This window comes from Caldisphaera sp. (genome assembly GCF_046536515.1).
Taxonomy (GTDB): Archaea; Thermoproteota; Thermoprotei_A; order Sulfolobales; family Acidilobaceae; genus Caldisphaera.
The window spans coordinates 1-12,812 of sequence record NZ_JAWDMQ010000038.1 but is presented as its reverse complement, the minus strand read 5'-3'; the positions used below and the strand labels follow the sequence as shown (position 1 = coordinate 12,812).

Genomic DNA, 12,812 nt, shown 5'->3' with positions numbered 1-12,812 from the left:
CAACATGCCCAAATTGCATGAGAAAAGTCAATATAGCTAAATACAAGGTTGAGTAACTATGTCTATGGGCAATGAGGGTTTACTAACCTTAACAGTTAATGTAAAGGTTAGCCCTGAGCCCAATTCACATAAAAAATTGTAGATTTAATGAAAAGGTATAGGGAAGCCCTCAACTATTCTATAAAAGTTGTAATAGAGAATAAAGCAATAAGCCTTGGAAAAGCCCATAGACTTTTATACAAAGTTCTTAAGGAGAAATATGGCTTGCCCTCTAAAATTGCTATTGACTGTTATAGAGAGGCTATTGCTATAGCTAAGTCTTGGCTTAAAAATACCAATAAAGGTAAGATACCCAGAGCTAATAATTTTAGGATTTGGTTAACATATGGGCAGAGCTATAGAATTAAAGGTGATTATGTAGAGCTATTGGGAGGCTATAGGCTTAAAATTATTGGCTTGGATAGGAGATATGATAGCTATCCAAACAAAGATGCTAGATTGTTACTTAAAGATGGTAAGTTTATTCTTAAGATATCTAAGCGTGTGCCTGAGCCAGCTAAGTATGATCCTAAAGGCGTTCTAGCCGTTGATGTTAATGAAAAACAAATAGTTGTAGGTAATAGAAAAAGCGAATATAGGTTTGATACAAATATTGAGAGAGCTCTGCATTATAAACAATTAGCTGAAAACCTTCAGAAAAAGCACTCTTCTTTCAAATACATTGCCTCGCTTAAGAGAGGAGGCATTAAGAGAAGAATAAAAAGCTTCTACAGGAAGGCTAGGAACATTATAGAGGATTGGGCAAAAAAGACTTCTCATGAAATAGTAGCTTTAGCTAAGCAATACCAATATGAAGTAGATAGAGAAGACTTGACAAACTTAGTAGAGAACTTAAGGAAGCTTCCAAAAGAACACAAAGTCTCTTTGCTCATTCTAAGCTACAGAAGACTAGAGCATTGGATAGATTGGCAATGTGAAAAGCAGGGGGTACCTATAGCTGTTATCAATCCTAAAGGTACATCATCAATATGCCCAATATGTGGTTCAAAGCTTGTTGAAAATGGTTATAGGAAGCTGAAGTGTAATAAATGCGGTTTTGAGGCTGATAGAGATACAATAGCAGTAATAAACATTGAAAAGAAAGCATACAAAAAGATGGGGGGATCTCTGACCACCCCGACTGCCCCTCAGATGACAGATGTAATCCCGAACAGATGAGGGGAACCCTCGCCCTTCAGGGCGGAGAGGAGGTCAGTTTAATATTCTATAATAGCTGAGAATTAGGTAAATGTAAATAGGGAATACAATAATGTTTGAAGGCTGGCATTTAGTAACTAATAAGAATGGTATTGAAATCATGTGGGTAGTTAAAGGCTATGAGCATCCAGAAGAAGGATTTATATCAATACCTTATAGGTTATCAGGTCACAGGGTTAAATTTAACGAATTTAATAACTATATACAGGAATATTATAAATATCTTGATTGTGTTGGTAGATATGTTCCAGTTGTCAGAAATGAAGATATTTTTATATACTATGATCCTAAGGAAACATATTTTAATAAAAAGGATTTTTTGCCTGAAAAGATTAAAGATCTAATAAAGTATCTTAACCCAGAATATATTGGTTTAATAGGTAGCTATGCTTTTGGACTTCAAAGAGAAAATAGTGATATTGATTTACTTCTTTATGGTAACAATAAAGAAATTTATGAAAAGCTATTGGAACTAAGGAATAGGAATTTAATATTAAATTGTGTCAATAGATACAATAAAGTATCTGATACAATGTCTTATGAGAATTATAAAATGCTATCAAATTTAAGAGTTTTAGACTCGTGCTATACAAACATACCTTATACAATTAGAATACTAAGGCAGGTTCATAAAACTAGGTGTATAAGTAATTATAAAACATTGGGTAATTTTAAAGGAGAGATAGAAATATATGATAACAATGAAAACTATTTGGTGCCAAGCATTTATTTAGCGGAAAACGAAAACTACGGTAAAGTTGAAATTATGACATGGCACACCAGGTATTCTGAACTTCCTTTAGGAAAATATATTATAGAGGGGTTTATACAATTAGATCTGAAAAGAAACAAACTTGTTATTATTCCTGATTTAGGTGGAAGGGTTGACCCAATTAAGATATGGACATGATTCTACTATAATAACAAAAGATTTGTTGGTTGCTGTAGAAATTGGAATAAAGTCTCCCGAAGGACTTATACCAGTTATACCTAAGTATGTGAGTTGTAGAGAAAGCAAATGGAAAAGAAAAAAATTGAGTTTTTGCAGAATAATTTCAGAATACGGCCCCTATGGCATTAGCGATGCAATAAAAAGTTCAAAAATTAAAATGCTATATGATCCAATATATAGGATAAAGATGCCTTACATTAAAAAAGAAGATATAATGATTTATAATAATCCTAAGGATATATTTATGGAGAACTTTATCTATTCTTATAAGTATATTGAAAGCTTACCTTTATTTGATCTAATTAAAGACCTAGATATAAAGCAAATAGGTATCACAGGCTCGTATTCTTTAGGTATGCAATATGGAGAATCTGATATAGATTTAGTAATTTATGGAGAGAAGAATGTTGAGTTAATTTACAATAAATTTATCAATAATACAAATATTATTGAATGCAAAAACTCATTTGGAGGAGTAATAATTGATGACCTATGCGTACCTTGGAGGAGGGGGACTTATAGGGGTAAGGCATACAGCTGGACAGGGGTTCCAAATGAAATAGCCTCTCATTGTGATCCAATTAAAGACTACAATAAAATAATTATTCCGGATAAAGTTGAGAACTTAAATGTTTATATACCGAATGGGCAAATTAACGGGCTATTATATCCACCATGCGTGAGGGATAGCAATGGAAGGTATATAATATCTTTTGAATTTAATGCAGGTTATTTATTATATAACGGAGGCCATTTAAGTATTTCTGGTCTCTCTAATGAGAAGTCTATAATTATAGGTACAAGAGAGTTTCCAGGGAAAATAAGCAAAATTGGATCAAAATCCTAGGTTAAAATTATTGTTAACTCCCCAGTTAACAATGAAAAGATTAATAAGTTTTTGCAGCAGAAATTGGAAGGAAAGCTTTTTTATTGAAAAAATAAAAAATTTTAAAAAGGTGTAAGAATTGACTATCGAAAATGTTATCCAAGTAATCAAAAACACAGAAATCGCAACCAACAACGCTTTCTCTACATCACCTTACTTAAAATACGCAGTAGCGGCTGATTGGACAGCTATTTCAGCCTATGCAATAGTCTTAATAATTACGTTAACGCTGTATAGTTCAAAGAAGGAAAAAGAACGAGCTTACAATGTTGCATTGGTTATAGTTAGTATAGCAAGTAAAAAAGTAAAAAATGTTTTATATAAAAACATAACTTATCATAGAAGGTTAAAGGTTCCAATGTATTTAGTTATAGATGAAGGAGCAGAGCTGCAAGATGAACTTTCTAAAATCAAAGATATAAACTTAGTTATCGTTCCTAAATCCTTTAGACATGATTTATTTGGTAAGGGTCGTGCTTTAAGATATTTTGTTGGAAATTTTGTTAAACCAGATTTTTGGTATGTTTTTCTCGATGATGATAATTTAATATTGAACAATTCTTTCCTATATGAAATACCATATTATGAGAAAAAAGGATATGTAGCATTTAACCCTGTTTTGCTACCCAGAAAAGGAAAATCTTATATGGCATATATTATGGACTTTGCAAGGTATCTTGATGATATATCGTTTTTTAGATTTTTCACTGGTCTTATTAAAAAGCCTTATGTAGGTCTACATGGGGAACTATTGGGAGTTAAAGGTTCATTTTTATTAGAGGTAAACGCATTTAATAAGCCAAGTAAAGTTGAAGATTTTCTTTTCTCTATAGATGTTGTTAAAAATAATGGTAAAACATGGCAAAGTAACACTAAGGTCAGCATTTTAAGTCCGAACTCAATAAAGGACTTAATAAAGCAAAGAGCAAGGTGGTATTCTGGTATGACTGAAGATTCTAGATATGCTCCAATAACGATGAGAGTAATAATAGCTATTAAAACGTTTTCAAGAACTTTAGGGTTAATAGGTCTATGGATATTATTGCCCTTTGTAAATTATTATATAGTTGCCCTAGTTTTGATACCAGGCAGTTTAGTTTATTGGCTTGTCTACATTTATGGGGTAAAGAAATCAGGGAAATTTAGGTATATAATAACTCTTCCTATATTTGGTTTACTTGAGGGCTTTGGTTTAATATATGGACTAACTAGGATCGGAAAAAGAGAATTTATAGTTATAGATAAGACTATTTGATTTTTAAAATATAAAAATTAAACTATTTTAAAAGTTCTATAGCTTTTTTAAGTGATTCATTTTTTGAACTTGTATCGTTATTTGTGCAAGCCTCAACCAAATATGCAAGAATTCTATATATATTTACCAATTCATTGCCTTGGGCTTTTACAGTTGTATCTATGTTTTTAACATTTGCTGATAAAGAATCAACTAACAGCTCTAAAACAGATACTATGTCTTCAACGTTTTCATGTTCATGATGATGTTCATGTTCATGCTCTTCCTCGACTTCTTCAACTATTTTATCTAAATCTTCTTTCTTCTTTGGTAATTCCATTCTTTTCCTTTCACTATTCAATTTAAGCACCTATGCATCTTTCAATTAATTTGAATCCAGTGAGGATATTAATTTTTTCCTTAATTAATAAAAATTAAATAATTTTTTTAAAAATATTAAAATTCTATGTTTGCATGCCTGTTGCGCATTTGATCTTCACTAATGTTAAGTTTGGTCATTAAATTATAAACTACTCCATCTAAAAATATCATTGTCGTATCTTCAAATAGAGTTCCTAGTGGGGCTAAGGGTTCATGTAGACCTAATATTTGTCTTGTAAAGTAATCGTCCATTTTGCTTATTTTTGACCTGCCAGGTATTTTTACTACCATGTCAGCAATGCTACCAAGAGGAGAATCGGGAAAGGTTGTTAGTGCAATAACTTTTGAGCCTACTTTCTTTGCGGCATCTGCTGCGTCAACAATCAATTGCGTTCTTCCAGAACCTGAAATTGCTATAGCAAGATCTTCTTTAGTAATGCTAGGTACTATGGTTTCTCCTAGAACATACGAATTAAACCCCATGTGCAACAGTCTCATAGCAAAAGCCTTACCAACTAGTCCGCTTCTCCCTGCCCCCATGACAAGAACCTTAGCTTTCATATTGTAAGCTTCTATAAGCGCGTTAACAAAATTATCAATTTCTTTTAATTCAATTACTTCAGTTGCTTTTATAACAAAGTTAGCTATCTCTTTCATTGCCAGCAATGCAGCATGGTTCTCATTATTCAAAGAAGTCACCAATTAATTATTGTTGAACAGGATTATAAGTTTTTATTTTATATTTTATATGTTTTTTAATTTAATATAATTAACAGAAGTTATTTAAAAATAATCTCAAATCTATTAAAATAACTTAAAAATAATAAAAGGTTTATAGGTTTTAATAGAAACATTTTGTATTGAAGTTTTTATAAGCTAATAAAAACTGTAATAGAAAAATAAACTAAGAATACAAAAAGAATCACAGGAGGAAAAGTAAACTACCCCGCCCTCACGGACGGGGTCTCTGGTGCTGACAGATGAAATCACTGAGGCTGGTAGCTGTTGGAATAGAAGGCTCAATTAACTTAGGGTATCTATTAAGGTTAGCAGAGAACTTTGATGTCGATGAAATTTATTTAGTTTCACCGATAGCCAGTGCTTATGAAGCATCAAGATGGGCTGTAAAGGCATCTAACCAAATATACAACACAATAATTGTCGATAGCATTGATAAAGCATTGGAAGGTGTTGATTTATCGATATGCACATCAGATGAAAGTTCAGCAAAAGATGTGCTTAGGATACCTATTACTCCTAAGCAAGCATCAGAGCTTGCTGAAAAAGTAAATAATAGGGTAGCTCTTGTATTAGGTAGAGAAAGCGTAGGTTTAACAAGAGATGAATTAAAGAAGTGCGATTTACTTTGCACGATACCATCTTCTCAAAAATATAAAGCATTAAATGTATCAAACGCAGGTGCTATAATGCTTTATGAACTCTATCTAGCAAAGAACAAACCTTTAAGTTTGGAACTTGCTGATAAGAAGACTGTTAATTTAATAGAAGCGTATGCTAGAGCTTTAGTTAGTGATTCATTTGAACAAAATGAGCTAGAAGATATAATGATAGCTCTTAGAAAAGCCATTTCCAAATCAGAAAAAGGCGAAGCAGCTAGGATATTAAAGTTGATAAGCAGAATATGTTTAAAATATGGATGTAAAGATAAATTGCAATATAAAGAATAAAAACATTTTGTAATCTAAAATTTCTTAATAAAGGTAATAAAACCTAGGGTTTATGTAGCATAATATTCTCCTTTTGTTTTTTGTAATCTATCTAAATAGGTGCCTTCTTTATTAATTCTAGGCCTTCCACTTTCTGCATCTCTTCTGATGGTTATCTTAAGTTCAGATAAAAGTTCGTTCATTGCTTTTTTAGTCTCCTTAGGAGCATCAGCATGCCCATGTGTTCCTGGCTCTCCATTAAATACAATGATTCTATCGCTTATGAAATCTAGTATTATTATATCATGTTCAGCAACAAAAGCTGTTACTTTTCTTATTTCTGTAAGCCTTCTTATTATCTTTCCTATTGCAAGCCTTTCTTCAACATCTAAGTGAGCTGAAGGTTCGTCTAGCAAGTATAGGTCTGCATTTGAGCTTAAAGTTGCCGCTATTGCTAGTTTTTGCATTTCTCCTCCGCTTAGTGATCTTGCTTCTCTATCGAACATTTTGTTTAGATTTAGCTTTTGTATTAATTCTAAATAAAGCCAGGAATTCGGTATAATAGATTCTGGATTAGCTAGCTTTAAGACATCCTCGACCCTTAAGCCTTCAGGAAACATTTCAGGACCTATGTATTGAGGCTTATAACTTATCTTTAATTCTCTATAAGTTATTATATTACCATTTTCAGGTTTTAACTCCCCTGCTAAAAACTTTATAAAAGTTGTTTTTCCTATAGCATTAGGTCCAACTACACCAACCACTTCTCCATTCATTACATATCCTGCTTCAACATCAAGCTTGAAAGAACCCCTAACAATATTTACATTATCCCATTCAAGATATTTGTAGGTTTTGTTGTCAGTATTTACTATTGATTCTGAAGCTAGTTTCCTGAACTGTATAGGATCTTTCCTTATCCTCATGTTTTCTGAAGGTAAATAACCATCTAAATAATTGTTTATACCCACTCTAACTCCGTAAGGCTTTGAAACTACTCCATAAACACCTGGATCGCCATATATAATATGTATGTAATCGCTTAAGTAATCTAAAACTGCAAGGTCATGCTCTACTATAATAAAATATTTGTTCCTCTTCGCCTCGTTCATTATTATTTTAGAAACATTAATCCTTTCTTTTATATCTAGATAGCTGCTAGGCTCATCAAATATGTAAATATCTGCATCCTTGCTCAGCGTAGCTGCTATTAAAAGCTTTTGGAGTTCTCCCCCACTTAAATTTCTCACATCTCTGTCAAATATTTTATCTAAACCTAATTGTTTTCCTAGTTCTAAAGCTGTACCTCTTTCGTCTGCTTTTTGTAATAAAGTTTTTACATCACCTTTTATGTGTCTTGGAACTAAATCTATATATTGTATTTTATGAGCTGCTCTGATTTTTTTATTAACAATTTTTTGAAAATACGTTTGAAGCTCGCTACCTCTAAACCTCCTTATTATTTCATCATAGCTTACCTCTTTATCAAGTATACCAAGGTTAGGCTTTAATTCTCCTGCAAGTATTTTTATTGCAGTTGTTTTTCCCGTACCATTTTTTCCTAATATTCCTACAACTTGTCCATTCTTTGGTATAGGTAATCCATATAATTTAAATCCGTTGACTCCATATCTATGAACAGACTCTTCCTCTAATTCTTCTGGTAAATTAGCAATTGATATTGCTTCAAATGGACAAACTTTAATACATAGCCCGCATCCAATGCAAACGTCTTCATATATTATTGGCTTTCCTCTAGATGATGTATCTGCTTCAATAGCAACCCCTTTCTTGCTTTTGTTTATTGGACAAACACTAATGCACTCATAATTACATTTCTTTGGTTTACAGCTGTCGTCATCGATTACTGCAATTCTAGTCATTTTTTGCACCTAGTCATTTTGCACCTTTTTAAAAAGAAATGAAGGGTTTTAAAATTGTGTAGTTTATTTAAAACTTGAATTCAAACTTTTCTCCGGGCTTCAATATAACTACGTTTGTGTTTACTCCTCTAGAAACAACTATTTTCTTAAACTCATTAGGATCTCCATATAATACCGGAAAAGTTCCGTAATGCATAGGTATAGCAACTTTTGGCTTTATCATTTCTACGGCTTTTGCTGCTTCGTTGTGATCCATAGTAAAATGACCTCCTATAGGAAGCAAAGCTATATCTGGTTTGTATATTTCTCCTATAAGTTCCATTTCAGATGTTATTCCAGTATCTCCTGCATGATATATAGTGCCTTCATTAGTAATTATTACTGCTCCTGTAGGAGATCCAAATCCTTCGCTGCTATGATTTGCTGGAACTAAAGCTATTTTTATGTTATCTACAATCATAGGACCTCCCATATTACCTCCTATAACCCTATTTTCATCATTTATTTTAGTAGCAATATAATTTGCAAGCTCAAATATAGCAACTACTTTTGATTTAGGATTATTTTCCATAATTTTTATAGTATCTCCTATATGATCATCGTGACCATGAGTTAAAACTATTAGGTCAACATTTTTAATGCTTTCTACCTTAGTAACTGATGCAGGATTAGATATCCATGGATCTACCAGTATTTTCTTCCCTCCCGAGTTTATCTCAAAAGCTGAGTGGCCATAATAGATTAAACTACCCAAATCCGCTCACCTGTTATTCTGTATAATATGCGAGAATATTAGGTTTAACTTATTATTGGCATTTGGGGGAGATAATGTTTGGCAATGAAGAAATAGAAAAATTAATGAAAGCTGGCTCTATAGGGGCTGAAGCAAGAGAGCTAGGAGCATCATTGATTAAACCTGGTGCAAGCTCAAGAGAAATATGCGATGAGGTAGAAAACTCTATCATGAAGAAGGGGGCAAAACTTGCCTTTCCTTGCAATTTATCAATTAATGAAATAGCAGCCCACTATACTCCAGGAATAAATGATGATATGAAAATTCCAGACGTCGGAGTAATAAAGGTAGATGTAGGAGCAAGTATAGACGGCTATCTATCAGATACTGCTACTACTGTTGTATTAGGAACACAATTCAAAGAGCTTGCCTTAACTGTTAATAAGGCTTTAGAAAATGTAATTTCAATAATGGAACCAAATATTTCTATTTATGATATAGGAAGAGCTATAGAGTCTACAATTAAAAGCAAGGGATTCAAACCTATAAAAAATCTAACTGGTCACACCATATCGAGGTACAATTTACATGCCGGGGAAAGTATACCAAATTATGCGGATAGGAGTACATTTTATAAAAGGTTAAGACCTGGAACTCAAGTAGCCATTGAACCTTTTGGCACTTTTGGAAAGGGATTTGTAATTGATGGGCCTAAGGCATATATTTATTCATTAACTGGAAGAAAGCCTAAAGCCATATCTGAAGATGCTCAACATTTGTTAAATTATATACAAGAAAAATATAATGCTCTTCCGTTTGCAGCAAGGTGGCTCACTTCTGAATTTGAAGCATCAAAAATTGAGGTGTTATTGAATGAACTAGTTAGGCAAAAGGCCTTAGTTAACTATCCAATACTTATTGAAGCGGGGAAGGGGTTAGTGGCACAATATGAACACACTTTTCTAATCCTTAATGATAAAGTTATTGTTACAACATTATTGAAATAGCAGTTTCTTTTAAAACTTTTGATTATTTTATTTCTGATAAATTCATACTAAAATATTTTAAAATATTATAATTAAGGTAAAATTTGATGTAAATGTTAAGATCCCAGAAAATCGCTTTATTAAGGCTAAGAAAAAGTCAGAATCTTTAAACTCTGGATAAAAATAAAACTGTGGGGGAACAAGGTACGGTGAGCTAAGTGGTAGGAATTGCCGCGATTGAAAATTGGGTATATTTGCTGATTAACATAGTTTGGGTACTGATATTTGTATTATACCTATTTGGCTTTGGAAACTACCTACAAGTTTATTGGTGGAAAGCAGATATAAAAAATAAATTAGCAGTTTTAAACGATATGGCCAATAGTGCGAGAAATAAAACATTAGAGTTTATGAACAAAAATAAAGCTAAAGATGCCTCTAAAACATTAGATAGGCTTATTGATTTTTTTGCTATAGATCCAGTTAATATAGAACCCACAGATATAATTAATAGATTAAGGCATATAATAAACCTTAGGGATACGAAATTTAAACAAACCTTTGAAATTTCAATGCCTGAAGCAAATGATGTGGCAAGAAGCATAGCCTCAACGGCTGCAGAAATTTCTTCAGCCCTGTTTTTAATATACAAATATGTTCAGCACATATTGTTGAGCAGCGATAAAACTAAAAATTGGTATATGATAATGTATCTATCATTGATGATGCCTCAGATCATGCAAATTGCAAATATTTATAGAAAGGCATTAGATGATTTTCTTGAAGGAGTTCCTGTTGGTGATGGAGCAGGTCCTATAGTTGCACTTAAACTAAGTAATTATAAAAAAGAATGGAGAGAAATTGATGAAGATACTGTAATGGCAGAAAGCGAATATAATGGAAGGAAAATTCTTCTTGTTAAGGCTAAAGGCCCAGGGTCTACTGTGGGGAGACCAGGTGAAGCTACAGCTAAAGTAATTAAAGAATCTCTTGCTAAGGGAGAAAAGGTTTCTTTGTTAGTAACTGTAGATGCGGCATTAAAATTTGAAGGAGAAGAGACAGGGACTATAGCAGAAGGAGTAGGTGCTGCTATTGGTGATCCAGGACCCGAAAAAATAATGTTTGAAAGAATAGCTGCTGAATATAATATTCCTTTGAGAGCTGTTATAGTTAAAATGGGTATGGAAGAGGCGATAATGGCAATGGACAAGAAAATATTGGACGGAACAGACAAAGCTGTTGAGAGGGTAAAGCAAATTATAGAAGAAGAATCAAAACCAGGAGATACTGTAGTTATAGCAGGAATTGGCAACACAGCGGGTGTTGGTCAATGAGCGGCTTTTTTGATACAAGTTTTTATTATCAAGCTATACTATTGTTAGTAGTGCTTATAATAGTTATTTTATTAACGTTCAGGCAGGCTAATGAATTAAGAAAAATGGCCGAAATGCAAAAAAGGCCAAAGTTTGTCACAGTAGAAGATTGTAATGGCATGATAACAACTAGGGATTTTAGGCAAGGAGATTTTGTGGGATTAATAGAAGGGCCTTGTGATAATAATGGTAACATAAGAAAAATAGTTGGTATTTATGCTGTTAAAGAGGAAAAACAGAAAAAGGGTTCTAGATTTTTTTAATTGTATTAATAAATTTTGTAATGCTTTTTAGCCTAAGTTAAATTGATTATAAATTATAAGTAATACGGGCCGAATCCTTTTTTACGTTAATAGAAATCTATATTTGCTGTCAATATTGATAAACTAATGACCTCTCATGCCAATGTGGGCTATGTTTAAAAGGGTAAGAGTGGTATTAGAGATGTGAGCCCTGCGCCTTTGTGTTTAAAGGAGTCACATGACTTACCTACCGTTTGAAGGTGGTTGAGGATTAAGTCCCTATACTTGATCATAAAGATAAAATGATTGAAATGAAAGTATAGAAAAAACGGGAAGTATTAATTCTTGATTAACTGACCCCCCGAAGGACGAGGTTTGCCGTTCATTTTATCAAGTTAAGGTTATAATCGAAAAATAATGTTAAGATAGTTTCATATATTTTAAAATAATAATTATTAAACTTTAGAATTAGAAATTGTAATATATAGTTAGCAAATTCAAATAAAAGGAATGAATATAGAATAGAATTATGGCGGTAAAATTGAGGATTACACTCTCTTGGGAGTATTGTGATATTTGCAAAAGAAGAGTAGCGACAAGTAATTGTAGAATAAATAGCAAGGAAATTATAAAAGTATGCCCTTATTGCAAATCTTTACTATCAGATATTATAGATTGTGGAAATAAATCTTCTAAAAAATATCAAGAAAAATCAAATGTTAAAAATAGTAAAGGTATAAATGAAAACCTCTTAAGGAATATAGATAGGTATTTAAAGAATACAAAAAGCAGTTAATAGTTGCAATAAATTAATATAGATTAGAGGCGAGTAAGCGGTGCAGAGTTCGATGATGTTTTGCCCAAAATGTGGGAGCTTAATGAAACCAAAACATATAGAAGGTAAGACCTATCTTGTTTGCCCAAAATGTGGATATAAGGTAGAAGCAAATCAAAATAGTTTATCAAATGCTCTAAAGGTAAAAGAAAAGATCCAGCATACTCCTAAAGATAAAACTATTGTTATTGATTCTGAATCTCCACCTCCTACTGCACAAATATTAAAAGGAAGTATTAGATGTCCTAAGTGTGGTAATGATGAAATAATAGCTTGGATGATGCAAACAAGGGCTGCAGATGAACCTCCAACAAGATTTTATAAATGTAGAAAATGTGGTTATACGTGGAGAGAATATGCTTAGTATCTTTAACTTAACTGGG

The 12,812-nt window shown here is 32.5% G+C and carries 14 protein-coding genes; 10 read left to right on the top strand and 4 right to left on the bottom strand.

The annotated features are described in order from the left end of the window. Positions 1 to 147: 147 nt before the first annotated feature. The 4 genes from RXO53_RS06070 to RXO53_RS06055 all read left to right on the top strand — a co-directional run bounded on the left by RXO53_RS06070 (position 148) and on the right by RXO53_RS06055 (position 4,350). Positions 148 to 1,218: a zinc ribbon domain-containing protein gene (locus RXO53_RS06070; RefSeq protein ID WP_410713352.1), complete on the top strand. Its 1,071-nt coding sequence runs from the start codon at positions 148 to 150 to the stop codon at positions 1,216 to 1,218. 91 nt (positions 1,219 to 1,309) lie between these two features. Further along, entirely contained in the window at positions 1,310 to 2,167 is an 858-nt protein-coding gene (locus RXO53_RS06065; protein ID WP_410713351.1) for a nucleotidyltransferase domain-containing protein, read from the top strand. Further along, positions 2,142 to 3,056 carry a nucleotidyltransferase domain-containing protein gene (locus tag RXO53_RS06060; protein WP_410713350.1) on the top strand — a complete coding sequence of 305 codons (915 nt, stop codon included), beginning with the start codon at positions 2,142 to 2,144 and terminating at the stop codon, positions 3,054 to 3,056. The genes RXO53_RS06065 and RXO53_RS06060 overlap by 26 nt, the downstream gene beginning before the upstream one ends. A gap of 118 nt (positions 3,057 to 3,174) precedes the next feature. Further along, a complete protein-coding gene (locus RXO53_RS06055; protein WP_410713349.1) occupies positions 3,175 to 4,350 on the top strand; it encodes a glycosyltransferase in 1,176 nt (391 codons plus the stop codon). Between the two features lie 22 nt (positions 4,351 to 4,372). Here the strand turns inward: RXO53_RS06055 and RXO53_RS06050 are convergent, their stop codons facing one another. Beyond that, complete coding sequence (locus tag RXO53_RS06050; protein ID WP_410713348.1) at positions 4,373 to 4,699, bottom strand: hypothetical protein; 327 nt, start codon at positions 4,697 to 4,699, stop codon at positions 4,373 to 4,375. Positions 4,700 to 4,785: 86 nt separating this feature from the next. Next, on the bottom strand, positions 4,786 to 5,367 hold the full coding sequence (gene hxlB, locus RXO53_RS06045; RefSeq protein ID WP_410713354.1) for a 6-phospho-3-hexuloisomerase: 582 nt from the start codon (positions 5,365 to 5,367) through the stop codon (positions 4,786 to 4,788). Between the two features lie 323 nt (positions 5,368 to 5,690). Here hxlB and RXO53_RS06040 point away from each other — a divergent pair, with 323 nt between their 5' ends. Continuing rightward, positions 5,691 to 6,398 carry a TrmH family RNA methyltransferase gene (locus RXO53_RS06040; RefSeq protein WP_410713347.1) on the top strand — a complete coding sequence of 236 codons (708 nt, stop codon included), beginning with the start codon at positions 5,691 to 5,693 and terminating at the stop codon, positions 6,396 to 6,398. Between the two features lie 50 nt (positions 6,399 to 6,448). Here RXO53_RS06040 and RXO53_RS06035 read toward each other — a convergent pair whose 3' ends face one another. Beyond that, positions 6,449 to 8,260 (bottom strand): ribosome biogenesis/translation initiation ATPase RLI, encoded by a 1,812-nt coding sequence (locus RXO53_RS06035; RefSeq protein WP_410713346.1) that lies wholly within the window; start codon positions 8,258 to 8,260, stop codon positions 6,449 to 6,451. A gap of 67 nt (positions 8,261 to 8,327) precedes the next feature. Beyond that, on the bottom strand, positions 8,328 to 9,014 hold the full coding sequence (locus RXO53_RS06030; RefSeq protein ID WP_410713345.1) for a metal-dependent hydrolase: 687 nt from the start codon (positions 9,012 to 9,014) through the stop codon (positions 8,328 to 8,330). A gap of 74 nt (positions 9,015 to 9,088) precedes the next feature. Here RXO53_RS06030 and map point away from each other — a divergent pair, with 74 nt between their 5' ends. From map to RXO53_RS06005, 5 genes are all read left to right on the top strand, one after another. Next, positions 9,089 to 10,000 (top strand): type II methionyl aminopeptidase, encoded by a 912-nt coding sequence (map, locus tag RXO53_RS06025; RefSeq protein WP_410713344.1) that lies wholly within the window; start codon positions 9,089 to 9,091, stop codon positions 9,998 to 10,000. Positions 10,001 to 10,197: 197 nt separating this feature from the next. Then, complete coding sequence (locus RXO53_RS06020; protein ID WP_410713343.1) at positions 10,198 to 11,313, top strand: DUF1512 domain-containing protein; 1,116 nt, start codon at positions 10,198 to 10,200, stop codon at positions 11,311 to 11,313. Beyond that, entirely contained in the window at positions 11,310 to 11,615 is a 306-nt protein-coding gene (locus RXO53_RS06015) for a hypothetical protein (RefSeq protein ID WP_410713342.1), read from the top strand. Before RXO53_RS06020 ends, RXO53_RS06015 begins: the two co-directional genes overlap by 4 nt. 520 nt (positions 11,616 to 12,135) lie before the next feature. Next, positions 12,136 to 12,390 carry a hypothetical protein gene (locus tag RXO53_RS06010; protein ID WP_410713341.1) on the top strand — a complete coding sequence of 85 codons (255 nt, stop codon included), beginning with the start codon at positions 12,136 to 12,138 and terminating at the stop codon, positions 12,388 to 12,390. A 52-nt stretch (positions 12,391 to 12,442) separates the two neighbouring features. Then, a complete protein-coding gene (locus RXO53_RS06005; protein ID WP_410713353.1) occupies positions 12,443 to 12,793 on the top strand; it encodes a transcription factor S in 351 nt (116 codons plus the stop codon). The last annotated feature ends 19 nt before the right edge of the window (positions 12,794 to 12,812 follow it).